This window comes from Leptothrix cholodnii SP-6 (genome assembly GCF_000019785.1).
Lineage (GTDB): Bacteria > Pseudomonadota > Gammaproteobacteria > Burkholderiales > Burkholderiaceae_C > Sphaerotilus > Sphaerotilus cholodnii.
The window spans coordinates 1,221,467-1,247,502 of sequence record NC_010524.1 but is presented as its reverse complement, the minus strand read 5'-3'; the positions used below and the strand labels follow the sequence as shown (position 1 = coordinate 1,247,502).

Genomic DNA, 26,036 nt, shown 5'->3' with positions numbered 1-26,036 from the left:
CATGGCCCGATCCAGCGATCCGAAAGACCCGATCCACCCGCAGCTCGACAGCACGCGCTTTGCCGGCGGCGAGCTGCACAAGTTCATCTTCGAAGGCCTGCCGGTGCGCGGCATGATCGTGCGCCTGACCGGCGCCTGGACCGAGATGCTGCAGCGCCGCCAGTCCGCCGGCGGCTACCCCGAGCCGGTGCAGCGCCTGCTCGGCGAGATGTGCGCGGCGGCCACGCTGATGCAGGCCAACATCAAGTTCAACGGCGCGCTGATCCTGCAGATGCAGGGCGACGGCCCGGTCAAGCTGGCGGTGGCCGAGGCGCAGCCTGATCTCGCGCTGCGCGCCACCGCCAGCGTGATCGGCGAGGTGCCCGAAGGCGCCGACATCGCCGCGCTGCTCAACGTCAACGGCCAGGGCCGCTGCGCCATCACGCTCGATCCCAAGGACCGCCACGCCGGCCAGCAGCCCTACCAAGGCGTGGTGCCGCTGCACGGCGACCAGAAAGAGCCGCTCACCCAGCTCAGCGAGGTGCTCGAGCACTACATGCTGCAGTCCGAGCAGCTCGACACCCGGCTGGTGCTGGCCGCCAACGGCCAGGTCGCCGCCGGCCTGCTGATCCAGCGCCTGCCGGTGCAGGGCGAGGGCAACCTGGGCGGGCGCCGCAACGAGGACGACATCGGCCTTGACGAGCACTACAACCGCATCGCCATCCTGGCCGGCACGCTCAAGCAGGAAGAACTGCTGACGCTCGACGTCGACACCCTGCTGCGCCGCCTGTTCTGGGAAGAAGACCTGCGCCGCTTCGAGCCGCAGGCGCCGCGGTTTGCCTGCACCTGCTCACGCGAGCGGGTCGGCCGCATGCTCGTGAGCCTGGGCCGCGCCGAGGTCGACAGCGTCGCGATCGAACGCGGCCAGGTCGAGGTCGGCTGCGAGTTCTGCGGCCTGCAGTACCGCTACGACCCGGTCGACGTGGCCGAGCTGTTCAGCCCGGTGCTGGCGCAGGCGGGCGGCACGCACACGGTGCAGTGAACCCGGCGCCCGACGCACATCACGCGGCCGAGCCGCGCAGCGCGTCGCGCACCAGCTCGTCGATCCGGCCGGTGATGCGCGACAGCTCGCCGGCCACCACCGAGAACTCGCTGCCCGCCTTGCCGGCGTGCGCGGCCACCACCTGGGCATTGAAGGCCACGATGCGCGCCTGCATCGAGATGGCCTCGATCTCGCCCATCACGTCGACCAGCTGCTTGCGTGCCTGCGTGGCCTGGCGCCGCGCCAGGTCTTCGTAGACCTGCGTGATCTGGTTGAGCACCGCCAGCAGCGGCGTGCCGCGCTCGACCAGCTGATCGAGCAGCGCCGGCGCGCCGACCGAGCCGGCAGCGATCGCCTCGTGCACCCGCCTGGCCAGCACGATGAAGGCCTGGATCGTGTCGTGGCCACCGTCCCCGCCACGCGGTCCGGTGGCGTAATAGGCCTGCCTCAACTCGTCGCAGAAGACCCCCGGCAGCGATGAGCCCTGGCCGTCGATCAGAAGCAGATGCGCCTCGCAGAAGGCCGCCAGCGCATCGCGCGACACCTGCAACGCACCCTCGCGCCCCTGCGCGGCCAGCAAGGCGTAGAGCACCAGCCGCTGCGACGTGAAGCGGCGCCGACCCGACAGATTGATCAACCGGCCGAAGACCTCGCCCGACAGCCGGGCCGGCGTGGCCGGGGGTGTATCAGGCAAGCCGATGAGGTGCGCAGGCGCTCGTTGCGGGTGCAGCATGGGTCGACTCCAGGACATCATTGACGCAGCGGCATGAGCCGGCGCGGGGCGCCGAAGGCGCCTGGTGGAGCGAAGCAGGGTCTGTACCTGAACAGGGTTTGGGTGGGGTTTCAGCAGGCTATGCATGCCTCGGGCATGGCAGGTTCGTGAACAGTTGCGCAAGAGCAAGCCGTGGAGGTCAAGGCTGCGCAAAGTGGAAAAACCGCACAGGCGTTACAAAAACGCGGGTCGGGTGGTGCGCGTGGTGAGCCACCTCACGCCTATCCTTTCTGAAAACAAGCTTCCAGGGAGGAGCCAACATGTCGGAGTTCTGGGCACACAGCCCGTCGACCGCATCAAAAGGTTCGGGCCATTTGCTGCACGATCACCTGCAGTCCGTGGCCGAACGGGCGTGCAAAAGTTTCATGCAGCAGCCAGGCAGTGATCTGGCCTACCTTGCCGGGCTGTGGCATGACCTGGGCAAGTACCGCCCCGGCTTCCAGCGCTACATCCGCATGGCGGCTGATGCGCACATCGAAGGCAAGCTGCCCCAAGGAAGCGACAAGAGCCACTCGGCTGCCGGTGCGCTGTGGGCGCTGGAACATCTGTCGAAGCAGCACGGCGCCGAAGGCTGCGTGGCTGCACGGATCCTTCAATACGTGATCGCGGGGCACCACGCCGGGCTCGACAACTGGGACGACGGGCTCAAGCCACGCTTGGCAGGCGCAGACACACATCGAGAATTCACCAGCGCCTTGGACGCACAGCCGCCCGAAGCCGTATTGCGCCCCCCGATCGATCGACCGGCGGTCAAAACCTTGCCCCTGCCGTTCAAGGGGCCGGAAGAAATCCCCGGCCGGTTCGCGCTCTGGGTACGCATGCTGTTCTCGGCCCTGGTCGATGCCGACTTCCTAGATACCGAGGCATTCATGAATCCGACCACAGCGCAGGCCCGCGAGGCTGAGACGCTGCCGATGTGTGCGCTGCTGGCCTGCTTCGACACCTACATGGAACTCAAGGCCGAAACGCTCGTCGCCGCCGGCCTGGCCAACACGCTGGTCAACCGCCGCCGTGCCGAGGTGTTGGCTGCCTGCAGAACCAAGGCGGCCGAAGCACCCGGCACGTTCACCCTGACCGTACCCACAGGCGGTGGAAAGACGCTCGCGGGCCTGGCCTTCGCACTCACCCACGCGGTGCATCACGGCAAGCGTCGGGTCGTGATGGTGATTCCGTACACCAGCATCATCGAGCAGACCGCACAGGTCTACCGCGAGGTGTTCGCCCCGCTGGGTGACGAGGTCGTGCTCGAACACCACAGCAACGCCGAGTCCGACGAGCGCGACGAAACCTCGCGCTCGCGCCTCGCCTGCGAGAACTGGGACGCACCGGTGATCGTCACCACCAGCGTGCAACTGTTCGAGAGCCTGTTCGCCCGCAAGACCTCGCGCTGCCGCAAGCTGCACAACCTGGCGCACAGCGTGCTGGTGATCGACGAGGCCCAGCTACTGCCGGTGCAGTACCTGCAGCCGGTGGTCGACGTGCTGCGTCTGCTCGTCCGCGACCACGGCGTGACCGTCGTTCTGTGTACCGCCACCCAGCCGATGCTGACCGAACAACGCCACTTCGGCGGGCGTGGCCTGCGCGGCTACCAGAGCGGCGAGGTGCGCGCCATCATCGACGACGAGGCCGGGCTCTACAAAGCCTTGCAACGCGTGCGTGTGCACCTGCCGTCGGACCTGACAACACCTCAGCCCTGGGACGCCACGGCGCAGGCCCTGCAACAACACGACGCCGTGCTCACCATCGTCAGCCGCCGGGCTGACGCACGAGATCTGTATGACCGCCTGAAACGCGAGCTACCCACCGGCGCGCGCGGCCTGCACCACCTGTCGGCCTTGATGTGCGCCCAGCACCGCAGCGAGGTGATCGCCGACATCAAGGCGGCACTGGTCATACGACGCGAGGCACTGGCATGCGGCGATGCAGCCGAGCCGGTGCGCGTGGTCAGCACTCAATTGGTGGAAGCAGGTGTCGACCTCGATTTCCCGGTGGTCTATCGCGCGCTGGCCGGGCTCGACTCGATCGCTCAGGCCGCCGGCCGCTGCAATCGCGAGGGCCGGCTTGCGATGGGCGAGGTGCATGTCTTCGTGCCGCCCAAGGCGCCGCCAGCCGGTTTGATGCGCCAAGCCGCACAAACCTGCGCGCTGGTGTGGGATGACATCGGCGACACCGATCCGCTGGCACTCGACCGCGTCTCGCGTTACTTCGCTCACCTGTACGGCAATGCCAACACGCTGGACATCGGCGACGTCTGCGATGCGCTGCGTCTGACAGTGGACACCCAGGCCTGGACGCTGCCGGTGCGCTTTCGCGACGCGGCCGAGAACTTCCGCCTCATCGACAACGAAGAGGCCGCCACGGTCATCGTGCGCTACCGCAGCCCGCGCTGCCGCGACAACGTCGACCAGCTGATCGCGATGCTCGAACGCGACGGACCGCAGCGCTGGCTGATGCGCAAGCTGCAGCGTTACGGCGTGACGATCTATCGCCATGCCCTGCAGCGCCTGCTGGCCTGTGGCGACATCAGCGAACTGGCCGGTGTGCCCGGTCTCTACGTGCAGACCGAATCCGATGTGTTCTACGACCCGGTGCTCGGCGTCCAGGTCGGCGGCGCTCCGGGTGACCCGGCTGCCTTTGTGTTTTGAATCTCAACGTCATCAGGGAGGCCCATCAATGCTGAGCTTTTGTCTCGATGTCCGCGGCGACTACGCCTGCTTCACTCGCCCGGAGATGAAGGTCGAACGCGTGTCCTACGACTTCATCACCCCCTCAGCCGCCCGTGCGGTGTTCGAGTCCATCCTGTGGAAGCCAGAGATCCGCTGGGTGGTCGAGAAGATCGAGATCCTCGCGCCGGTACGCTGGATCAGCGTGCGGCGCAATGAGGTGGGTGCGGTGGTGTCGACCCGCAACGTACAGAACGCCATGCAAGGCGGCTCGGCCGTTTTGGGCCTTTACGTCGAGGAGGAGCGCCAGCAACGCGCCGGCCTCTTCCTGCGTGACGTGGCTTATCGATTGCACGCACGCATCGAGTCGGTCAAGGGCGAGGCACTGACCAACCCGGCCAAATACGCGGACATGTTCGGTCGTCGTGCCAGCAAGGGCCAGTGCGTCAATCAGCCCTATCTCGGTTGCCGCGAGTTCGACGCGCGCTTTCGGCTGGTGACGAACCCGACTGGAGAGCCGGAGCCGCTTTCCAGCCTCGACGGTGATTTCGGCTGGATGCTCTACGACATGGACTTCACCCGCCCGTCCGACCCGCGACCGATGTTCTTCCGCTCCCAGGTGCAACGCGGCGTAGTGGATCTGACGCGCGCGGAGGTACGTTCATGATCCTGCAGGAACTGGTGCGCTACTACGACCGCGCAGGCGACCTTGCGCCCGAGGGCTGGGAATGGAAGCGCATTCCCTACGTGATCGAGATCCGGGCCGATGGGACGTTCATACAACTCACGTCCTTGCGGACCGGTGCCAAGAGTTCGGAAGTCAAGGCAAGCCTCGTCCCCAAGTCGGAGAACCGCCAAGGAACCAAGGCGTACGAGAAGCCCAACCTGCTCTGGGATCATTACGGCTTCGTGCTTGGACACGCCAAGTCGGACAAGGCTACGGATGTTCTTACGGCACAGCGACAGCATGAGCACTTCGTCAAACGCATCGACGCGCTGATCGACATCGGCGTAGACGACCCGGGCCTGCGCGCAGTCGCAAGTTTTCTGCACGGTGATGTGCGCGAACGGGTTCATCACGATCCACTGTGGGCTGAATGCATCAAGGTCCCAGGTTGCAACTTCACGTTCCGCCTGGCTGGTGACGACGTTCTAGTCGTCCAGCGGGATGCCGTTCGCGCAGTGGTCGATCGGCGACCTGTTGCTGACCCCGCGACGGCCGGCACGGACCTCGCCCGATGCCTGGTAACAGGCGAACTGGCTGCGATAAAAGCGCTGCATTTCCCGATCGCGGGCGTGTGTGAAAAGCCGGCGCCGATGGCTGCGGTGAATGATGGCGTCAGTCCGGCGTACTCGTCATTCGGAAAGTCACAGGGCTTCAACTTCCCGGTCGGCGAGGCAGCAGTCTTCAAATACACGACGGCGCTCAATCGGCTCTTGCAGCCCGGTTCGCGTCAGCGCCTGAAGGTAGGAGATACGGCGACCGTCTTCTGGGCGCAGTCGGCCGATGACGAGGATGTCGAAAACAGCTTTGCAGCCTTGTTCGATGAGATACCGGACGACCCCAACGCCCACACCAATCAGGTCCGGGCGCTGTTTGCTTCCATTGAGTCAGGACGATTTGACGGTGCCCCCGGGGGGCGAATCTTCTTCGTACTCGGCCTGGCACCAAACTCGGCACGAGTCGTGGTTCGGTTCTGGCAAGCCGCTGCGTTGCGGGATGTTGCACATCGAGTCAAGGAATGGTTTGACGACTTGGATCTGATCCACGCGCCCACCGAGCCACCGCATCCAGCCCTGTACCACCTATTGCGTTCCGTGGCTCTGAATCGGGAGGCCAAGAATGTCCCGCCTAACCTAGGCGGCGAGGTCATGCGCGCCATCTTGAGCGGCGGGCCTTTCCCGACAACCTGGCTAAACGCCGCCGTGGTGCGCTGCCGCGCCGAGCGTGAGGTGCCCTACCTGCGCGCGGCGGCCATCAAGGCCTGCCTGAACCGTTCAATCCGATTCCAACAGCCCACTTCAGAGGAGGTCTATACCGCCATGCTCGACGCACAGAACCCAAACGCGGCCTATCGGCTCGGCCGCCTGTTCGCCACGCTGGAAAAGATCCAGGAGGAAGCCAGCCCAGGCCTGAACGCCACGATCCGCGATCGCTACTACGGTGCGGCTTCGAGCACACCCGTTGCGGTGTTCACCACGCTGCTGCGGCTGAAGAACCACCACCTTGCCAAGCTCACGAACCGCGGCCGGGCGACCAACTTCGAAAAGCTGGTCGGCGAGATCATGGACGGCATCGCCGACTTTCCGTTGCATCTGACGCTGCCCGATCAGGGCCGCTTCGCGCTGGGTTACTACCACCAGCGCCAGTCTTTTTTCACCAAGAATGAGACCGACGCGCCTGCGGCGGCGATAGCCACCGAACGCCCCGTTCAAACCAGTCTGATCTGAACCACTGAACCATCAAGGAGGAAACCATGTCACTGAACCACCGCTACGACTTCGTTCTGCTCTTCGACGTGAAGGACGGCAACCCCAATGGCGACCCGGACGCCGGCAACCTGCCGAGGCTCGACGCCGAGACCGGACACGGTTTGATGACCGATGTGGCGCTCAAGCGCAAGGTGCGTAACTACGTGGGCCTCGTCCACGGAGAACAGCCACCGCACGAGATCTACATCAAGGAAAAAGCCATCCTGAACAAGACGCACGAACGCGCTTATGTTGCCGTCGGCGCGGGTGACTCGCTCAAAGGCGAGGACAAGAAGCGCAAAGGTGGCGGCGACGTCGTGGACAAAGCGCGCGAATGGATGTGCGCCAACTTCTTCGATGTGCGGACCTTCGGTGCAGTCATGTCCACTGGCGTGAATTGTGGTCAGGTGCGCGGCCCGGTGCAGATGACCTTTGCCCGCTCGATCGAGCCCATCGTCGCGCTGGAACATTCCATCACCCGCATGGCCGTCGCCACCGAAGCCGAGGCCGAGAAACAAGGTGGCGACAACCGCACCATGGGCCGCAAGCACACCGTGCCCTACGGCCTGTATCGTTCACATGGTTTCATCTCGTCCTTCCTCGCCAGACAGACCGGCTTCTCCGACGGCGATCTGGAACTGGTGATGACGGCACTGAAGGACATGTTCGAACACGACCGCTCTGCCGCACGCGGGCAGATGGCCACCCGTGGGCTGTACGTGTTCAAACACGACAGCGAGTTGGGCAATGCTTCCGCACACAGCCTGTTCGACCGACTGACGGTGACACCCAATGCCCCAGGCACGCCAGCGCGGGACTTCGGCGCCTACAGGGTGCTATTCGATGGTCAACCGATTGCAGAAGGCGCCAGCATGCAAGCCGCGCCTGGCGTGACCTTGATGCGTCGCTGCTGATCGGCCCAAGCGGGCGGCTACACCCGCCCCACCCAAAACCCAGGTCGCTGCCGCTGGCCGACCACCGCGATCACGCGCACGGTGTCATCCGTCCAGCGGTAAACCAAGGAGACCGGAAACCGATGGATCGGCAGGATGCGGGTACCGGCCCGAGCCGGTGTGCCCAGCCCGGGCGACGATTCGATGCGGGCCAATGCATGCGCGATTTCTTCTTGCAGTGCCAGCGCGGCCAGCCAGGCGTCCTGATCGATGTACCAGTCTGCTATCTGACTGGCGTCAGCCCAAGCTTCATCGCTGAGACTGACGATCATGCTGCCCGTCACGTCGCAGCAGGACGGCGGCTCTGGATGTGCGCGGCCAGCTTGGCCATCGCTTCTTCAGCAGGCATGAAACGGGAACGCCCCGCCTCCATCGCGGCCACCCGCCGGTCGATTTCAGCCTCCCACGCCGGATGCAGCGATGGCGCGTATTGCGCGCTCACCAGCAGGCGCTCGGCCAGCAAGGATCGCTCCTCGGGCGACAGCTTCATCGCTTCGGCTTCGACGAGATCCAGCGGCGTGGGCATGGGCAACTCCTGGTCAACTTTCGCCACAGTTTAAGGCGCACCTTCCGTCGAGAAAAACCATGACCGAAGAACCCGACCCCCTCCCTCTCTCGGCCCTGCAGCATTGGGCCTACTGCCCACGCCAATGCGGCCTGATCCACCTCGAACAAGCCTTCGACGACAACCTGCACACGCTGCGTGGCCAGGCCGTGCACAAGCAGGTCGATCAACCCGGCATGGAAATCCGCAAGGGCCTGCGGGTGGAGCGTGCGCTGCCGGTCTGGCACGACACCCTGGGCCTGATCGGCAAGACCGACGTGGTCGAGTTCGAACCCGACGGCAGCCCCTATCCGGTCGAATACAAACACGGCTCGCGCCACAAGGCCGCAGACATCGCTGCGGCTGACGATCTTCAATTGGCCGCCCAGGCGTTGTGCCTGGAGGCGATGAGCGGTCACCCGGTACCCGAGGGCGCGATCTTCTACGCCAGTTCCAAGCGCCGCCGGGTGGTGCCGATCAGCACCGAACTGCGCCAGCAGGTGGCCGACACCGCGGCAGCCATCCGCACCATGTTGACCGGCGGCACGCTGCCGCCACCCACCACCGACGAGCGGCGTTGCAAAGGCTGCTCGCTGCGCGACCGCTGCCAGCCTGAAGCCTGGCGGCAGATGCACACCGGCGTCGATGTGCGCGCCCGACTGTTCGACCCGGAGCTTTGATGCAACTCCTCAACACCCTCTACATCACCCTGCCCGACAGCTACCTGCGGCTCGACAACGACACCCTGCGCGTGGTCGACGAAGACAAGGAAACCCGCCTGCGCGTGCCGCTGCACCATCTGCAGGCGGTGGTGTGTTTCGGCCACGTCGGCCTGAGCGCCAAGCTGATGCACCGGCTGGCCGAAGACGGCATCGCCCTCGTGCTGCTCGATGCCAACGGCCGCTTCAAGGCGCGGCTGGAAGGCGAGACCAGCGGCAACGTGCTGTTGCGCCGCGCCCATCACCAGGCGGTCGACAGCGCCGCGTTCACGCTCGAAGCGGCTCGTTGCATCGTGGCCGGCAAGCTGCGCAACCAGCGCCAGGTGCTGCTGCGCGGCGCCCGTGAATCGAAGGATCCGGGTGAAGAAGCCCAGCTCACCCGCGCCGCACAAGACCTGGCGGCCAGCCTGCGCGCACTGCCCGCGGCGGCCGATCTCGACGTCCTCCGCGGCATCGAGGGCGAGGCCGCGCGCACCTACTTTGCCGCGCTCAACCTGCTGGTACGTGCCGACCGGCGCGATCATTTCCAGATGAACGGCCGCAGCCGCCGCCCGCCGCGCGACCGCATGAACGCGCTGCTCAGCTTCTTCTATGCAATGTGGATGAACGACTGCCGCAGTGCCATCGAGGCCGCCGGGCTCGATCCGCAGATGGGCTTTCTGCATGCACTGAGGCCGGGGCGCGCGGCGCTGGCGCTCGATCTGATGGAGGAGTTTCGCCCGTTCGCCGACCGGCTGGCGCTCACGCTGGTAAACCGCGCGCAGGTCAACGAAGACGACTTCGTGGAGCGTGAAGGCGGCGCCGTACTGCTGGAGGGCGATGCGCGCAAGGCGGTGGTGGTGGCGTATCAGGAGCGCAAGCAGGAGGAGTTGACACACCCGCTGCTGGCCGAAAGCGTTCCGCTCGGACTGGTGCCGCTGGTGCAGGCGCGGTTGCTGGCGCGCCATGTGCGCGGCGAGGCGCCGAGTTACGTGCCATTTGCGATGCGCTGAAGGGAGACGGCCATGCTCGTGATCGTCTGCTACGACGTCAACACCGAAGACCGCGCCGGCCGCCGTCGCCTGCGCCGCGTCGCGCGGGTGTGCGAAGGCACCGGCCAGCGGGTGCAGAAATCGGTCTTCGAATGCCAGGTGAACCTGGCCCAGATGGAAGACCTGGAGCGCCGCCTGCTCAACGAGATCGACCTCGACACCGACTGCCTGCGCCTGTACCGCATGGCCGACACCCGTGGCTGCGAGGTACGCGAACATGGCAAGTTCAAGGCCACCGATTTCGAGGATCCGCTGGTTCTATGATCGTCTTCGCGCGAACCCCGAGTGACCTCCCCGGCCACCTCAGGGTTCGCGCAAGCCGCAAGTCCCTGTCCCGCAAGGAAAAGCATGCAGCGGTCATCGCTGATGGCTCTGAATCGCAAGGAACCGCCGTCCAGGTTCGCGCGCAACGCGCAAGTTGGGCAAGGTTTTCAAGGACTTGGACACGCGGAGTCGCTCGCCGGGAAACTGGCGGGCGTGGATTGAAACTGCCGCCGGCTGGATTGAGCGGCGATCCAACGTCGTCGCTCGCCGGGAAACTGGCGGGCGTGGATTGAAACGGTTTGCATCAGCGGCACCCCAGGCGGGTAGCGATGTCGCTCGCCGGGAAACTGGCGGGCGTGGATTGAAACTGCGCCTGGCCGCCTCAGGCGCCACTGTGACTGGGTCGCTCGCCGGGAAACTGGCGGGCGTGGATTGAAACCTCGCCCTTGGTGAAGGGCGGCAGGTCATGCAAGGTCGCTCGCCGGGAAACTGGCGGGCGTGGATTGAAACGACAAGTCGAGCGTGCTCTGCACGCGGCGCAGGGGTCGCTCGCCGGGAAACTGGCGGGCGTGGATTGAAACAGCCAGCCAGCGGCCACAGAGACCAACCCCAAGGAGTCGCTCGCCGGGAAACTGGCGGGCGTGGATTGAAACGCCAGCCCAGATTACGCCACCTGCCCACGCACCGGTCGCTCGCCGGGAAACTGGCGGGCGTGGATTGAAACATGATCACCAACAGCGGCAGCGGCAAGAACAGCCCGTCGCTCGCCGGGAAACTGGCGGGCGTGGATTGAAACGCGGAAATGATCCTCGGCAGCATGCCGCCCAGCACGTCGCTCGCCGGGAAACTGGCGGGCGTGGATTGAAACCAAGACCTCACCCCCACATAGGAGCCCCCATGGCCGTCGCTCGCCGGGAAACTGGCGGGCGTGGATTGAAACGCGGCCACCACGATACGTGATCGTGCCGCCGAAAGTCGCTCGCCGGGAAACTGGCGGGCGTGGATTGAAACGGCGCACTTCTCGCCCTCGACCACCACCACCGGCCGTCGCTCGCCGGGAAACTGGCGGGCGTGGATTGAAACATGGTGCACAACAGCTGGACGCTGGCCTACGGCAAGTCGCTCGCCGGGAAACTGGCGGGCGTGGATTGAAACTCGCCCTTGGAGTTGATGCGCTCGAACCGCGCCAGGTCGCTCGCCGGGAAACTGGCGGGCGTGGATTGAAACACCGGCAACAACTTCACGGATCAGAAGGGCGGCTGGGTCGCTCGCCGGGAAACTGGCGGGCGTGGATTGAAACAGATGCAGCTTGGCCTCGGCCAGCGTGATGCACGGTCGCTCGCCGGGAAACTGGCGGGCGTGGATTGAAACAAGCGCACCGGCCGCATCGCGTTCACCGGCCCCGGTCGCTCGCCGGGAAACTGGCGGGCGTGGATTGAAACACCGTGCAGCCCGAGGTGGCGCAGCAGGTGATCGAGTCGCTCGCCGGGAAACTGGCGGGCGTGGATTGAAACCCTGTCATGGTAATCCCCTGCGCAAGCGCCCCTTTGTCGCTCGCCGGGAAACTGGCGGGCGTGGATTGAAACCGCGTCACCGCCGGCGCCAAGCCCTGCGGCCTGCTGTCGCTCGCCGGGAAACTGGCGGGCGTGGATTGAAACCGACGTTTTCGCGGCAGATCACGAATGGTCGGCTAGTCGCTCGCCGGGAAACTGGCGGGCGTGGATTGAAACCGTCTCCGCTCGGGCGCAAAACATCATGACTCGTGGGTCGCTCGCCGGGAAACTGGCGGGCGTGGATTGAAACCTGACGCCCTACGGCATCTACCCCCACAACGCCAGTCGCTCGCCGGGAAACTGGCGGGCGTGGATTGAAACCCGTCATGACCACCGCCGTTCTCGACGCCCCCGTCGTCGCTCGCCGGGAAACTGGCGGGCGTGGATTGAAACAACAAGCACCTCCGCATATTGGTGGAGATGGATGGGTCGCTCGCCGGGAAACTGGCGGGCGTGGATTGAAACCCTTTCAATCTTCAACCCGCCCAACTGAGCAGTGTCGCTCGCCGGGAAACTGGCGGGCGTGGATTGAAACTCGATCACGATCCCGCTGGCGGCCGGTGAAACGCTGTCGCTCGCCGGGAAACTGGCGGGCGTGGATTGAAACCGGCGGCGTTGCGCACGGGCGCCACCAGCACCGGGTCGCTCGCCGGGAAACTGGCGGGCGTGGATTGAAACACCGACATCACCAAGCCGATCTCCGAAGCCGAGGACGTCGCTCGCCGGGAAACTGGCGGGCGTGGATTGAAACTGCTGCTGCCGTCTCGGTTATCACGACAGCACTGCGTCGCTCGCCGGGAAACTGGCGGGCGTGGATTGAAACACGCTGCCCGCGGTGCTGACCGGCCTGACAGCCGGTCGCTCGCCGGGAAACTGGCGGGCGTGGATTGAAACATCTCGTTGATCTGCTCGATCGCCAGATCGCGGGGTCGCTCGCCGGGAAACTGGCGGGCGTGGATTGAAACCGACCATTGCGAGGATGTGCTCGCAATGGTCTTGGGTCGCTCGCCGGGAAACTGGCGGGCGTGGATTGAAACCGTGCCAAGGATGCCGCATACCTGCAGCTGCGCATGTCGCTCGCCGGGAAACTGGCGGGCGTGGATTGAAACACGGCACCACCGCCAACGCGGCGGGTGCTGTAGAACGTCGCTCGCCGGGAAACTGGCGGGCGTGGATTGAAACCAGTTGTAGTGTCCTGCGGCACGCGCACATCATGGTCGCTCGCCGGGAAACTGGCGGGCGTGGATTGAAACGCGCATGTGATCGATGAGGCGGTGGCGATGGGCAAGTCGCTCGCCGGGAAACTGGCGGGCGTGGATTGAAACATGCAGCCGAGGCGATCCGGGTTGGCAGTACAAGGTCGCTCGCCGGGAAACTGGCGGGCGTGGATTGAAACCAGTTATTGCCATCTGGACGACCGAAGCAAGAACGTCGCTCGCCGGGAAACTGGCGGGCGTGGATTGAAACGATGCGCAGGTAGCCTGGGTGACCGGCTCGCTGTCGTCGCTCGCCGGGAAACTGGCGGGCGTGGATTGAAACGTATCGAGCCGGTTGATGCCGAGCTTGCTGGGCAGTCGCTCGCCGGGAAACTGGCGGGCGTGGATTGAAACCACGCCAACCACGGCAACCTGGCCGGCGCCGGTGCGGGTCGCTCGCCGGGAAACTGGCGGGCGTGGATTGAAACGCAATGGCGCAGGACACCCCGCGCCGCCCATCGCGTCGCTCGCCGGGAAACTGGCGGGCGTGGATTGAAACATCGTCACGCATTCGGTACCGCCGGAAACCAGGAGTCGCTCGCCGGGAAACTGGCGGGCGTGGATTGAAACATCGCTTGCGCAGCAACTGGGCACTGATGAGCTTGTCGCTCGCCGGGAAACTGGCGGGCGTGGATTGAAACTTGGCTGAGGGCGGCCGTATGAGGCTTCGTGCTGGTCGCTCGCCGGGAAACTGGCGGGCGTGGATTGAAACTTCCCGTTGTCGGTACTGTCATTGCTGGCGTTGAGGTCGCTCGCCGGGAAACTGGCGGGCGTGGATTGAAACATCGCCAAGGAGATCGACATGACCGGCGCCAAGAAGTCGCTCGCCGGGAAACTGGCGGGCGTGGATTGAAACCTCTTGGGCATGGTCACGCCTATCGCTCGTCGTGTCGTCGCTCGCCGGGAAACTGGCGGGCGTGGATTGAAACATCCGAATGTGCGTGCGCTCGTCGGTCGTCATGTCCGTCGCTCGCCGGGAAACTGGCGGGCGTGGATTGAAACCTGTGCTGCCTGCTCATCGGCCGCCTCGACTGGCGTCGCTCGCCGGGAAACTGGCGGGCGTGGATTGAAACAATGCTTCGCACCTCGTCCTGCGTCATCCAGGCGGTCGCTCGCCGGGAAACTGGCGGGCGTGGATTGAAACGCCAGCAAGCTGGTCGAGGAAGGCCTGCCGCTGGTCGCTCGCCGGGAAACTGGCGGGCGTGGATTGAAACCGACGCCGCCGATCGTGATCGTGATCTGCATGCCGTCGCTCGCCGGGAAACTGGCGGGCGTGGATTGAAACAGCGCGCGTACACGCGGTACATGTCGAGCAGGCCCGTCGCTCGCCGGGAAACTGGCGGGCGTGGATTGAAACACGAAGTTGCTCGGTGGAGTAGCGCATCACGCGGCGTCGCTCGCCGGGAAACTGGCGGGCGTGGATTGAAACGACGTCTGCAGAAGATAGCGAATAGCGCGACTCATGTCGCTCGCCGGGAAACTGGCGGGCGTGGATTGAAACAGCTCGGCCGAAGGCTCGCCCGACAAGCTGCAATCCGTCGCTCGCCGGGAAACTGGCGGGCGTGGATTGAAACATTCGATCAGTCGATTGCGAATATCAAGGCGATCGTCGCTCGCCGGGAAACTGGCGGGCGTGGATTGAAACTGCAGGCTGATTCGGCCATTGCAGACGGCGTGAAGGTCGCTCGCCGGGAAACTGGCGGGCGTGGATTGAAACACCACTCGATCATCGAGCGCCACAAGACGATCAAGTCGCTCGCCGGGAAACTGGCGGGCGTGGATTGAAACGTGCCGTAGCCGAGCGAGACGAGGCCCTTCAGGTCGTCGCTCGCCGGGAAACTGGCGGGCGTGGATTGAAACGAGGTACTCACTGGCTCCGGCTCCGGGCCACAGGCCGTCGCTCGCCGGGAAACTGGCGGGCGTGGATTGAAACAAGTTCAAGGAAAAGTTCGGCTACGAGCCGAAGGGTCGCTCGCCGGGAAACTGGCGGGCGTGGATTGAAACAGACTGGGCGCCTGGCTGTGGGAAGCCACGCACCGTCGCTCGCCGGGAAACTGGCGGGCGTGGATTGAAACTTGGCCAGGGTGAAGACCTCGTCGGTCTGCACGGCGTCGCTCGCCGGGAAACTGGCGGGCGTGGATTGAAACCACCGAGAGGTGCTCGGCGTCGACCTTGGCGCCGTGTCGCTCGCCGGGAAACTGGCGGGCGTGGATTGAAACCGATCGCGCACGCGGTGCACCGGCAGCCGGCCAGCGTCGCTCGCCGGGAAACTGGCGGGCGTGGATTGAAACTTTGCGATGTACTTCGCGACGTAGCCGGCTGCGCTGCTCAACCGCCCATGAGTCTGACTCAACTGCACCCACAACTGCCCCGCACACCGAACAATCTTCCCCAACCGCCCCCCCCCCCGCCCTGCCCCTGCCCCCCTCGACACTTCAGAATCAACCGCAGACGTCAGTCGAACAGGCCCTGCCGTTTGGGCAACTTCACGACGACGTGCATGCAACACGGGGTGCGCGCAGGCCAATGGACTTGGCCGGTCGGGCAAGCTGAGCGCCGGGTTTGACCAACATGACCTTCCGTTTGCCAAACAAGACCTGCGTGCGAGGGCACACCGGGGTCGATGTGCATACAACAAGACCCGCGGTGTGACCCCCATCGATGCTCCGTTTGCCAAACGGGAGGTCGAGTTCATCAAACCCGGGGTCGATGTGCAGTCACATCGTGCTGCGGTGTGCCTGCACACCGTGCTCGTGTTTGGCAACTCCGTGGTCCATGTGCCCTTGCACGCAGCGCCTGTTTGCCAAACCCGAGCCCTTGTTTCAGGACATTGCCGCGCCGGTGATCAAACCCGAGGCCGGGTTGCGCATGCGCAGCGGGGGGATTGCCGCGCAGGATCGTCCGGTCAGGCGCGGCAGGCGGGCGATCCCGCGATCTAATCCGGGGCATGGATTCATTGACACAACTCGTGCTGGGTGCCTCGGTGAGCATGGCGGTGATGGGCCGCGCGGCGCGGCCCGCCAAGGCCGCGGCCTGGGGCGCCCTGGCGGGCACCTTGCCCGATCTGGACGTGCTGATCGACCAGGGCGATCCGATCCTCGACATGGTGCTGCACCGTGCCGAGTCGCATGCGCTCTTCTGGCTCACGCTGTTTTCGCTGCCGTTTGCACTGGCCGTGGCCCGTTGGCACGGCGAGACCGATCGATGGCGGCGCTGGTGGGCCGCGCTCTGGCTGGCGCTGGTGACCCATCCGCTGCTGGACCTGCTCACCATCTACGGCACCCAGGTGCTGCTGCCGTTCACGAATCAGGCCTGGGGACTGGGCAGCGTGTTCATCATCGACCCGATGGTCACCGTGCCCTGGGCGGTGGGCGTGGTGGCGGCGCTGCGCGCGGCCTCGCCCGAACGCGCCCGCCGGGCCAACGTCGTGGGCCTGTCGCTCGGCCTGGCCTACCTCGGCTGGGGCGCCGCGGTGCAGCAGCACGTGCTGGCGAAGGCGCGGGATTCGCTGCGGGCGCAGGGGCTGCCGGCCGAGCAGGTGCTGGCCACGCCGACGCCCTTCAATTCGGTGCTGTGGCGGGTGGTGTCGGTGGGCAACGGACAGTTCCACGAGGGCTTCCACTCGCTGCTGGACGGACCTGGGCCGATCCGATTCGACCGCTTCGACCAGGGCCGGCCGCTGGCGCAGGCGTTGCAGGCCCATGACGGACTGACGCGCATCCGCAGGTTCAGCGACGGCTTCTGGGCCTTGCAGGCGCATCCGGACGGGCAGCTGCTGCTCTCCGACCTGCGCATGGGCCAGCAGCCCCATTACGTGTTCCGCTTTGCCATCGCCCGGCGTGACGAGGCCACCGGCACATGGTTGCCGATGGCACGCGCGGAATCGGCCGGCAGCCGCGCGCCGTTCGCGCCCAGCGTGTCGTGGCTGTGGCGCCGCATGGGCGGCGTGCCGGTCGCACCGCCGCGCTGAAGGCACACGGGGATCGTGCGCAATTACACTGTTTCGTTGTCTGCCGCATGCGGCGGCGGCGTACCCCTACCGCGGCACCACTGCCCCCACCCCCCACCCCCACACCTTTACCAAGGATGCCCATGACCCGCTGGACCACGCGTCGTTTCCTGAAGACCGCCGGCTTCGTTGCCGCCGCCCTCGTGCTCGTCGCCTGCGGCAAGAAGGAAGAAGCCGCCGCGCCGGCTGCCTCGGCCGCAGCCGCGCCCCCGCCGCCGCCCGCCAAGGTCTACGTGGTGGGCACCGACGCCGCCTACGCACCGTTCGAGCTGCAGAACGAGAAGGGCGAGATCGTCGGCTTCGACATCGACGTGGTCACGGCCATCGCGGCCAAGGCCGGCATCGAGGTCAAGTTCGTCAACACGCCGTGGGAAGGCATCTTCAACGCGCTCGGCCAGGGTGACCGCGACGCGCTGGTGTCGTCGATCACGATCACCGAGGAGCGCAAGCAGACGATGGATTTCAGCGCGCCGTACTTCGATGCGCAGCAGCTGATCGCCGTCAAGGACACCTCCAAGGTGGCCAAGTTCGCCGACCTGAAGAAGCTCAAGGTGGGCGTGCAGACCGGCACCACCGGCGACGAGGTGGTGACCAAGCTGCTGGGCAAGAACAGCACCAACATCAAGCGGTTCGAGTCGACCCCGCTGGCCCTGAAAGAGCTGCAATCGGGCGGCGTCGACGCGGTGGTGGCCGACAACGGCGTGGTGATCCACTACGTGGCCAACAACCCGGCCGACAAGTTCAAGACGGTGGCCGACAACACCAGCTTCGCGCCCGAGCAGTACGGCATCGCCGTCAAGAAGGGCAACGCCGAGCTGCTGGAGAAGATCAACAAGGGCCTGGCCGACATCAAGGCCGACGGCACCTACGACAAGATCTACGCGCAGTATTTCGGTGCGGCGCCGGCAGCGGCCGAGGCCGCGGCTTCGAAGTAAGCACGACGACAGCGCAAGCCGGGGCCACCCCCTGCTTGCCGCGGGCATGCATCTGGAGACATCACAGTGGATCTGCGTTGGGAAATCCTGGCCGGCTACGGCCCCTTGTTCGTCGAGGGCATCCTGATGACGATCAAGCTCACGCTGGTCGCGATCGGTGTCGGGCTGGCGCTGGGGGTGCTGTTCGGGCTGATCAGCAGCTCGCGCGACGCACCCCGGCCGCGCTCGGCCGCCGCCGTGCTGGGCATGAAGCTGCTGCGCGGCTTCACGGTGGGCTACGTGACCTTCTTCCGGGGCACGCCGCTGTTCGTGCAGATCCTGCTGGTGCACTTTGCCTTGATGCCCGCGCTGATCCACCCCGATCACGGCTGGCTGCTGGCCGGCGAATCGGCGCGCACCTTCCGCCAGGAGCACGGTGCGTTCTTCTCGGGCTGCCTGGCGCTGAGCCTGAACGCGGGCGCCTACATCAGCGAGATCTTCCGCGCCGGCATCCAGAGCATCCACCGCGGCCAGACGCAGGCGGCCTACAGCCTGGGTTTCACGCACGCGCAGAGCATGCGGTTCGTGGTGCTGCCGCAGGCCTTCCGGCGCATGGTGCCGGCGCTGGTCAACGAGGGCGTCACGCTGATCAAGGATTCGTCGCTGGTCTCGGCCATCGGCCTGGCCGAGCTGGCGCTGGCCGCGCGCACGGTGGCGGGCGCGTACTCGCGCTACTGGGAGCCGTATCTGGCGATCTCGCTGATCTACCTGATCCTGACGCTGACGCTGTCGACGCTGGCCAAGCGGCTCGAGGCGCCGGCGCACCTGCGCGGCAACTGACCATCACCCGCGCGGGTGGTGCCTGGCATGCAACTGCTTGAGCCGTTCGCGCGCCACGTGGGTGTAGATCTGCGTGGTCGAGATGTCGGCGTGGCCGAGCAGCAGCTGCACGGCGCGCAGGTCGGCGCCGTGGTTGAGCAGGTGGGTGGCGAAGGCGTGGCGCAGCGTGTGCGGCGACAGCGGCACGGTGATGCCGGCCTGGCGGGCGTATTTCTTGACCAGGTTCCAGGCCATCTGGCGGGTCATGCCGGCGCAGCGCACGGTCACGAACAGCGCGTCGCACTTGCGCCCGGCCAATAGCGCCGGGCGGGCTTCTGTCAGGTAGCGCTCGATCCAGTGCCGGGCCTCGCCGCCAAAGGGCACCAGGCGCTCCTTGGCCCCCTTGCCGAGCACCTTCAGCACCTGGTCGACCAGCGCCAGCTGCAGCGTGCGGATCGACACCAGCTCGCTCACGCGCAGGCCGGCGCCGTACATCAGCTCGAACATCGCGCGGTCGCGCAGGCCCAGCGGCGTGTCGAGCGCCGGCGCGGCCAGCAGCGCCTCGACCTGGGCCTCGCTCAACGTGCCCGGCAGGCGCTTGGGCTGGCGCGCCGCGCTCAGGCGCAGGGTGGGGTCGGCGCTGCACAGCGCCTCGCGCAGCGCCCAGCGGTAGAAGCGCTTGAACACCGTCAGCCGCCGGTTCGCGGTGCTGGCGCGGGTCTGGGCGTGGCGGGCGGTGATGACGCCCAGCAGGTGCGCCTCGCTCGCCTGCAGCAGCCCGGCCGACTGCTGCGCGGGCAGCGCCGCAGCCAGGCCCTGCAGGTCGCGCCGGTAGGCGGCGAGGGTGTTCTTCGACAGGCCGTCCTCGAGCCAGAGGGCGTCCATGAAGCGGTCGATCACGGCCTGATCGGCAGCCTCGACGGGCGCCGGCGTGGCCGGCCGGCGCGGAGCGGCCGGGCTCAATCGAGCGCGAGCTTCTGCTGCACGACCACCTTCTTGTAGACCTCGAACTCGGCCTTGATCTGGGCGGCGAACTGCTCGGGCGTGTTGCCCACGATCAGCGAGCCGGTGGCCTCGATGCGCTTGCGCACATCGGCATCCTCGAGCGCAGCCTTGGTGGCGGCGTGGATCTTGTCGACCACCGCCTGCGGCGTGCCCTTGGGCGCGAGCAGGCCGTAGTAGGCCATGCGGTTGACCGGCTCCAGGCCGACCTCCTTGAAGGTCGGCACGTCGGGCAGCACCGCCAGGCGCTGCGGCGCCGAGACCACGATCGGGATCAGCCGGTTGTCCTTGATGAAGGGCAGCGAGGACGGCAGGTTGTCGAACATCATCTGCACCTGGCCGGCCACCGTGTCGTTGAGCGCCGGGCCCGCGCCGCGGTAGGGGATGTGGGTCACGAAGGCGCCGGTCAGGCTCTTGAACAGCTCCATCTGCAGGTGCTGGATGGTGCCGGTGCCCGAGCTGGCGAAGCTGTAGCGGCCGGGGCTCTTCTTGAGCACGGCCACGAAGTCCTTGTAGTTGCGCGCCGGAAAGCTCGGGTGCACCGCGATCACGTTGGGCGTGGCCGCGATGTTGATGATCGGCACGAAGTCGGTGATCGTGTTGTACGGGATCTTCGGATTGATGGCCGGGTTGGCCGCGGTGGTCGAGACCGTGGCCATGCTCAGCGTGTAGCCGTCGGGCGCCGACTTGGCCACCGCGTCGGCGCCGATGATGCCGCCGCCACCGGCCTTGTTCTCGACCACCACGGTCTGGCCGAGCGAGGCGCCGATCTTCTCGGCCACCGTGCGGGCGACGATGTCGGTGGTGCCGCCGGGTGCGAACGGCACCACCAGCTTGATGGGCCGGGTCGGCCAGGCCTGGGCACCGGCCGTCAGCGGCAGGCCGGCCAGGGGCGCGGCAACGAGGGCGGTCAGCAGCAGGTGACGTCTTTGCATGGATCGATTCTCCGCAGGAGTTGGAGGGCCACCGGCCGGTGCGGCGTCGGCTGCCGCCGATGCTAGCGCGGCGCGCCGACAAGGCGGCGTTGACGGTGCTCAATCGCGCCGCCGGCCCAGCGCTGAAACTCGGCGTGCAGGCATCACCGGTATCAAAGGCGACCCGACGGCATGAACCCCTTCAGCGGATACCCCGGTGACAGCACCGAATGCGGCACCGAAGACAGCCCGGTGCAGGCGGTCGGTCGGCCCCTGCCGCCGGCCGGCGCTGCCGCCCGCACGATCCCACGGCTCGATGTCTGGCGACTGCGTCTGGATGCCAAGGCGTCGCTGAACGCCGATCTGGCCTTGCTGGACGAGGCCGAGGTGCGCCGCGCTGCCGATCTGCTGTTTCCGCAGGAGCGCCGCCAGTTCGTGATGGGCCGGGCGTTCGTGCGCCGCGTGCTGGCGCACTACACCGGGCGGCCGCCGCGCGCCATCCCGATATCGACCGGACGCAACGGCAAGCCCGCCCTGAGCCACACCGAGGGGGGCATCGGCTTCAACCTGAGTCGCAGCCGATCGGGCTACCTGCTGGGCGTGATCGAGGGGCTGGAGCTGGGGGTCGACCTCGAGGAGCGCCACCATGTGCTCGACCGCAACCAGCTCGCCCGCGCCTACTTCGCGCGCCAGGAGTTCAACGTCCTGCAGACCCGCATCCATGGCGTGCGCGACGACCTCTTCCTGCGCATCTGGACCCGCAAGGAGGCGGTGCTCAAGGCCGCTGGCGCGGGGCTGTCGGAGGCGCCGAACCGGTTCGAGGTCGACGCCGACCTGCCGGTCCAGACGATCCGCTACGGCTCGGCCGGCAAGGGCGAACAGGCCAGCTACTGCATCGTCGACCTGAGCGACGAGTCGGGCATCGCCGCGGTGGCCGTGCGCGGCCATGACGGCCCCCTGACCGTGCGGGAACACGCGCTCGACGAACTGGGTGCGTGACGCGCCCGGGCGGGCACAGGCATCGCACGCCGGGCGCGCGGCGTCGGCTCGGCTACGCTCGGCGCCATGCTGAGCCATGCCCTCCTCTTGCTGCCGGATTTCCTGCTGATCGTCGTCGGCTTCCTGGTCTGCCGCTACACCGCCCTGGACCGCAGCGTGTGGTCGGGCACCGAGCGCATGGTGTACTGGCTGCTGTTTCCGGTGCTGCTGTTCACGTCCATCGTCAAGAGCCCGCTGGCACCGATGGCCACGCTCAGCCTGGGCGCCGGCGGCATGCTGGTGGTGGCCACCGGTTTCGTGCTGGCGACGCTGCTGCGCCGGCTGCCGGGCATCGATGCGCACCTGCAGGCCTCGGGCGCGCAGGTGGCGTTCCGCTTCAATTCCTACGTCGCGCTGGCGCTGGCCGAGCGGCTGGGCGGCGCGCCGGCGGTGGCCTGGATCGCCTTGCTGATCGCGCTGTGCGTGCCGCTGTGCAACCTGGGTGCGGTCTGGTCGCTGTCGCGCCACGGCGGCCAGAACACGCTGCGCGAGCTGCTGCACAACCCGCTGATCCTCGCCACCGTGGCCGGGCTGATCGCCAACCTGGCGGGGCTGCGGCTGCCGCCCACGGTCGACATCACGCTCAGCCGCATCGGCGCGGCCGCCCTGCCGCTGGGCCTGATGGCGGTGGGCGCGGGCCTGCAGTTCGGCGGCCTGCAGAAGGCGCCGGGCCTGGCCGCCGGGCTGCTGGCGATTCGCCACGCGGTGCTGCCGGCGGTCGCGCTCGGCTTGGGCCTGCTGCTGGCGCTGCCCGATGGCCAGGCGCAGGTGCTGGTCGCGTTCGCGGCGCTGCCCACCGCGTCGAGCTGCTACGTGCTGGCCGCGCGCATGGGCGGCGACGGGCCCTACGTGGCCGGCCTGGTGACGGCATCGACGCTGCTGGGCATGCTCAGCGTGCCGCTGGCGATGCTGGCGTTTGCCGCCACCCGCGGGCTCGGCGGCTGAGCCGGCCCGCAGCGCACAGGCGGCCTTGACGCCGCGTCGGGCCGGGCCGCGTCGGGCCGCGCCGGGTTATCCCGCATTCAGCATCGCACACCGTTGTGTATACACTTTGGTCACGTCGCCGCGGAGCCCCGCGGGCATCGGCCGATCCGGCCGGCGCCCGTGTGGTCGCGATGTTGACTCCTCACAGAGCCCGCTGTGGTGAGGGGAAGGTGCAGCCCGAACGGCCGCGCCTTCCGCCCTTCATGAGGATGCGATGGACACCACCTACCTGCTCGACTGGGCCAACCTGCTGCTGCGCTGGGCCCACGTGATCACGGCGATCGCCTGGATCGGCTCGTCGTTCTACTTCGTCTTTCTCGACAACAGCCTGACGCCGCCCAGCGCGCCGGACCTGCGCGCCAAGGGCGTCGGCGGCGAGCTGTGGGCGGTGCACGGCGGCGGTTTCTACCACCCGCAGAAGTACCTGGTCGCGCCCAAGGCGCTGCCCGAGAACCTGCACTGGTTCTACTGGGAAAGCTACAGCACCTGGCTCACGGGCTTCGGCCTGTTCACGGTGCTCTACCTGTTCAACGCCGGCACCTTCCTGGTCGACAGGAGCGTGTTCGACTGGTCGCCCGCCGCGGCCATCACGGCAGCGCTCGGTTTCCTGGCGGCGTTCTGGCTGGTCTACGACGGCATCTGCCGCGCCTTCGGCCAGAGGAAGAACGGCGACCTGATCGTCGGCGCCGGGGTGTTCGCCTTCGTGGTGTTCGCCTCGTGGCTGGCCTGCCAGCTGTTCGCCGGCCGCGCGGCCTTCCTGCTGGTGGGCGCGATGCTGGCCACCACGATGAGCGGCAACGTGTTCTTCTGGATCATCCCCGGCCAGCGCAAGGTGATCGCGCAGATGAAGGCCGGCGTCGCGGTCGACCCGGTGCACGGCCAGCGCGCCAAGCAGCGCAGCGTGCACAACACCTACTTCACGCTGCCGGTGCTGGTGGCGATGCTGTCCAACCACTACGGCTGGCTCCATTCGGACGAGCAGAACTGGCTGGTGCTGGTGCTGCTGATGCTGGCGGGCGCACTGATCCGGCACAGCTTCGTGGCCCGCCACAAGGCGCTGGTGCAGGGACAGCGTGCGCCCTGGCAGCACGCCACGGTCGGCACGCTGACGCTGCTGGGCCTGGCGATCGGGCTGGCGCCCACGCCGTCGTCGGTGTCGCCCAACACCGAGGCGCGCAGCGCCGCCGCCTCGCCGGTGCGTTTTGCCGAACTGCAGGGTGTGCTCGAACAGCGCTGCGTGATGTGCCACAACGCCCAGCTCGCCAGCAAGGGCATCGCGCTGCACACGCCCGCGCTGATCGGCCGCCACGCCCAGGCGCTCTACCAGCAGGCGGCGGTGCTCAAGCTGATGCCGATGAACAACGCCACCGGCATCACCGACGCCGAACGCACGCTGATCCGGCGCTGGTTCGACGCCGGTGCGCCCTTGCATTGACCGACGCGCAACCACGCCGCACCGAACCTCGCACGAATCGTGCAAAGGCCAGTCCCAGGGAAACACGGTCCACTGCCGCAGAGCAGGTCAACGACCGCCGCCAGCAACCGAAGGAAAGATGCCATGAGTGACACCACGGTCCACCCGGTGGACGAGAAGATCCCGACCCCGCGCCTTGCCGCGCTCGGCTTCCAGCACGTGCTGGTGATGTACGCCGGCGCCATCGCGGTGCCGCTGATCGTCGGCCGCGCGCTCAAGCTCAGCCCCGAGCAGGTGGCGCTGCTGATCTCGGCCGACCTGTTCTGCTGCGGCATCGTCACGCTGATCCAGTCGCTGGGCGTGACGCAGTGGTTCGGCATCCGCCTGCCGGTGATGATGGGCGTGACGTTTGCGGCAGTCGGCCCGATGGTGGCGATGGCCGAGGCGGTGCCGGGCCTGGACGGGGCGCGGGCGATCTTCGGCGCCATCATCGCCGCGGGCGTGATCGGCATCTTCATCGCGCCGCTGGCGAGCCGCATGCTGCGCTTCTTTCCGCCGGTCGTCACCGGCACCATCATCGCGGTGATCGGCGTCAGCCTCATGCGCGTGGGCATCGGCTGGGCGATGGGCGGGCCGGCCTTCATGGCCAAGATCCCCGACCCGGCCCACCTGCAGGCCGTCGCCAACGCCAAGGCGGCCGGCACAGCGCTGCCGTTCGGGCCGACACCGATGGTCGCCAACCCCAACTACGCCGCGCTCGACAACCTGGCCATCGCGCTGTTCGTGCTGGCCGCGATCATGCTGATCGCCAAGTACGGCCGCGGCTTCATCGCCAACATCTCGGTGCTGCTGGGCATCGTGATCGGCGGCATCGTCGCCGCCGCGCTCGGCAAGATGACGTTCGGCAAGGTGGCGAGCGCGCACTGGTTCGACCTGGTGCTGCCCTTCTCGTTCGGCATGCCCACCTTCGACCCGGTGCTGATCGCCACCATGGTGCTGGTGATGATCGTCACCTTCATCGAATCGACCGGCATGTTCCTCGCGCTGAGTGATCTCACCGGCCGCAAGCTGACGCAACAGAGCCTGACCGCCGGCCTGCGCACCGACGGCCTGGGCACGCTGATCGGCGGCATCTTCAACACCTTCCCGTACACCAGCTTCTCGCAGAACGTCGGCCTGGTCGGCGTCACCGGCGTGCGCAGCCGCTTCGTCTGCGTGGCCGGCGGCATCATCCTGATCGTGCTCGGGCTGATCCCGAAGATGGCCGCGCTGGTCGAGTCGCTGCCGCAGTTCGTGCTGGGCGGCGCCGGGCTGGTGATGTTCGGCATGGTGGCGGCCACCGGCATCCGCATCCTGGCGGGGGTCGACTACAAGACCAACAAGAACAACCTCTACATCGTGGCGGTGTCGATCAGCGCCGGCATGATCCCGCTGGTGGCGCCGGCCTGGACCCAGCACATGGCGCACAGCCTGCACCCGCTGCTGGAATCGGGCATCCTGCTGACCACGATCAGCGCGGTGCTGCTCAACATGTTCTTCAATGGCGCCTCGCTCAATCAGGACAGCAGTGAAGCCCAAGCGCGCCACGCCGCGATGCAGGCCGAAGGCGGGCACTGACCTGCAAGAATTTCAAGTCAGTTGGGCCGGCCTGCACCCAAGCAGTCCGGCCCTTTTTTGTTTTCTGTTTCGAGTCG

At 66.9% G+C, this 26,036-nt stretch carries 20 protein-coding genes and 1 CRISPR repeat array; of the genes, 15 read left to right on the top strand and 5 right to left on the bottom strand.

Features of this window, described 5'->3' with window-relative positions; translation table 11 throughout:
* Position 1: 1 nt before the first annotated feature.
* The gene (gene hslO, locus LCHO_RS05810; RefSeq protein WP_012346194.1) at positions 2–1,021 is read left to right on the top strand and encodes an Hsp33 family molecular chaperone HslO; all 1,020 of its coding nucleotides are present in this window, start codon (positions 2–4) and stop codon (positions 1,019–1,021) included.
* Between the two features lie 19 nt (positions 1,022–1,040).
* Here hslO and LCHO_RS05805 read toward each other — a convergent pair whose 3' ends face one another.
* The gene (locus tag LCHO_RS05805) at positions 1,041–1,754 is read right to left on the bottom strand and encodes a methyl-accepting chemotaxis protein (RefSeq protein WP_012346193.1); all 714 of its coding nucleotides are present in this window, start codon (positions 1,752–1,754) and stop codon (positions 1,041–1,043) included.
* A 299-nt stretch (positions 1,755–2,053) separates the two neighbouring features.
* On the opposite strand from LCHO_RS05805, the gene LCHO_RS05800 reads away from it, so the two are divergent.
* From LCHO_RS05800 to cas7c, 4 genes are read left to right on the top strand one after another with little or no spacing between them, the layout of a single operon-like run.
* A complete protein-coding gene (locus tag LCHO_RS05800) occupies positions 2,054–4,438 on the top strand; it encodes a CRISPR-associated endonuclease Cas3'' (RefSeq protein ID WP_012346192.1) in 2,385 nt (794 codons plus the stop codon).
* Between the two features lie 28 nt (positions 4,439–4,466).
* Complete coding sequence (gene cas5c, locus LCHO_RS05795) at positions 4,467–5,123, top strand: type I-C CRISPR-associated protein Cas5c (RefSeq protein WP_012346191.1); 657 nt, start codon at positions 4,467–4,469, stop codon at positions 5,121–5,123.
* Positions 5,120–6,907: a type I-C CRISPR-associated protein Cas8c/Csd1 gene (gene cas8c, locus LCHO_RS05790; protein ID WP_012346190.1), complete on the top strand. Its 1,788-nt coding sequence runs from the start codon at positions 5,120–5,122 to the stop codon at positions 6,905–6,907. The genes cas5c and cas8c overlap by 4 nt, the downstream gene beginning before the upstream one ends.
* A gap of 26 nt (positions 6,908–6,933) precedes the next feature.
* On the top strand, positions 6,934–7,842 hold the full coding sequence (gene cas7c / locus LCHO_RS05785) for a type I-C CRISPR-associated protein Cas7/Csd2 (protein WP_012346189.1): 909 nt from the start codon (positions 6,934–6,936) through the stop codon (positions 7,840–7,842).
* Between the two features lie 17 nt (positions 7,843–7,859).
* Here the strand turns inward: cas7c and LCHO_RS05780 are convergent, their stop codons facing one another.
* Together LCHO_RS05780 and LCHO_RS05775 are read right to left on the bottom strand one after the other, a co-directional pair.
* Positions 7,860–8,153 carry a type II toxin-antitoxin system RelE/ParE family toxin gene (locus tag LCHO_RS05780; RefSeq protein WP_012346188.1) on the bottom strand — a complete coding sequence of 98 codons (294 nt, stop codon included), beginning with the start codon at positions 8,151–8,153 and terminating at the stop codon, positions 7,860–7,862.
* A gap of 8 nt (positions 8,154–8,161) precedes the next feature.
* Entirely contained in the window at positions 8,162–8,407 is a 246-nt protein-coding gene (locus LCHO_RS05775) for an addiction module protein (RefSeq protein ID WP_012346187.1), read from the bottom strand.
* Between the two features lie 59 nt (positions 8,408–8,466).
* Here LCHO_RS05775 and cas4 point away from each other — a divergent pair, with 59 nt between their 5' ends.
* The 6 genes from cas4 to LCHO_RS05745 all read left to right on the top strand — a co-directional run bounded on the left by cas4 (position 8,467) and on the right by LCHO_RS05745 (position 19,011).
* On the top strand, positions 8,467–9,105 hold the full coding sequence (gene cas4, locus LCHO_RS05770; protein WP_012346186.1) for a CRISPR-associated protein Cas4: 639 nt from the start codon (positions 8,467–8,469) through the stop codon (positions 9,103–9,105).
* Entirely contained in the window at positions 9,105–10,136 is a 1,032-nt protein-coding gene (gene cas1c / locus LCHO_RS05765) for a type I-C CRISPR-associated endonuclease Cas1c (RefSeq protein ID WP_012346185.1), read from the top strand. The genes cas4 and cas1c overlap by 1 nt, the downstream gene beginning before the upstream one ends.
* Before the next feature lie 12 nt (positions 10,137–10,148).
* Positions 10,149–10,439, top strand: a complete 291-nt coding sequence (gene cas2 / locus LCHO_RS05760) for a CRISPR-associated endonuclease Cas2 (RefSeq protein WP_012346184.1) — start codon at positions 10,149–10,151, stop codon at positions 10,437–10,439.
* Between the two features lie 188 nt (positions 10,440–10,627).
* Positions 10,628–15,539: direct repeats of the CRISPR family, unit length 37 nt; unit sequence GTCGCTCGCCGGGAAACTGGCGGGCGTGGATTGAAAC.
* Positions 15,540–16,195: 656 nt separating this feature from the next.
* A complete protein-coding gene (locus tag LCHO_RS05755) occupies positions 16,196–17,218 on the top strand; it encodes a metal-dependent hydrolase (RefSeq protein WP_012346180.1) in 1,023 nt (340 codons plus the stop codon).
* Positions 17,219–17,340: 122 nt separating this feature from the next.
* Positions 17,341–18,192: a basic amino acid ABC transporter substrate-binding protein gene (locus tag LCHO_RS05750; protein ID WP_012346179.1), complete on the top strand. Its 852-nt coding sequence runs from the start codon at positions 17,341–17,343 to the stop codon at positions 18,190–18,192.
* Positions 18,193–18,258: 66 nt separating this feature from the next.
* Entirely contained in the window at positions 18,259–19,011 is a 753-nt protein-coding gene (locus tag LCHO_RS05745; protein ID WP_012346178.1) for an amino acid ABC transporter permease, read from the top strand.
* A gap of 3 nt (positions 19,012–19,014) precedes the next feature.
* Here the strand turns inward: LCHO_RS05745 and xerD are convergent, their stop codons facing one another.
* Together xerD and LCHO_RS05735 are read right to left on the bottom strand one after the other, a co-directional pair.
* Positions 19,015–19,953 carry a site-specific tyrosine recombinase XerD gene (xerD, locus tag LCHO_RS05740; protein WP_083772684.1) on the bottom strand — a complete coding sequence of 313 codons (939 nt, stop codon included), beginning with the start codon at positions 19,951–19,953 and terminating at the stop codon, positions 19,015–19,017.
* Positions 19,950–20,927 (bottom strand): tripartite tricarboxylate transporter substrate binding protein BugE, encoded by a 978-nt coding sequence (locus tag LCHO_RS05735; protein WP_012346176.1) that lies wholly within the window; start codon positions 20,925–20,927, stop codon positions 19,950–19,952. The genes xerD and LCHO_RS05735 overlap by 4 nt, the downstream gene beginning before the upstream one ends.
* A gap of 171 nt (positions 20,928–21,098) precedes the next feature.
* On the opposite strand from LCHO_RS05735, the gene LCHO_RS21985 reads away from it, so the two are divergent.
* The 4 genes from LCHO_RS21985 to LCHO_RS05715 all read left to right on the top strand — a co-directional run bounded on the left by LCHO_RS21985 (position 21,099) and on the right by LCHO_RS05715 (position 25,959).
* The gene (locus tag LCHO_RS21985; protein WP_012346175.1) at positions 21,099–21,905 is read left to right on the top strand and encodes a 4'-phosphopantetheinyl transferase family protein; all 807 of its coding nucleotides are present in this window, start codon (positions 21,099–21,101) and stop codon (positions 21,903–21,905) included.
* 69 nt (positions 21,906–21,974) lie between these two features.
* Entirely contained in the window at positions 21,975–22,889 is a 915-nt protein-coding gene (locus LCHO_RS05725; RefSeq protein WP_043704886.1) for an AEC family transporter, read from the top strand.
* 253 nt (positions 22,890–23,142) lie between these two features.
* Positions 23,143–24,363 (top strand): urate hydroxylase PuuD, encoded by a 1,221-nt coding sequence (locus LCHO_RS05720; protein ID WP_012346173.1) that lies wholly within the window; start codon positions 23,143–23,145, stop codon positions 24,361–24,363.
* Between the two features lie 123 nt (positions 24,364–24,486).
* The gene (locus tag LCHO_RS05715) at positions 24,487–25,959 is read left to right on the top strand and encodes a nucleobase:cation symporter-2 family protein (protein WP_012346172.1); all 1,473 of its coding nucleotides are present in this window, start codon (positions 24,487–24,489) and stop codon (positions 25,957–25,959) included.
* Positions 25,960–26,036 lie beyond the last annotated feature (77 nt).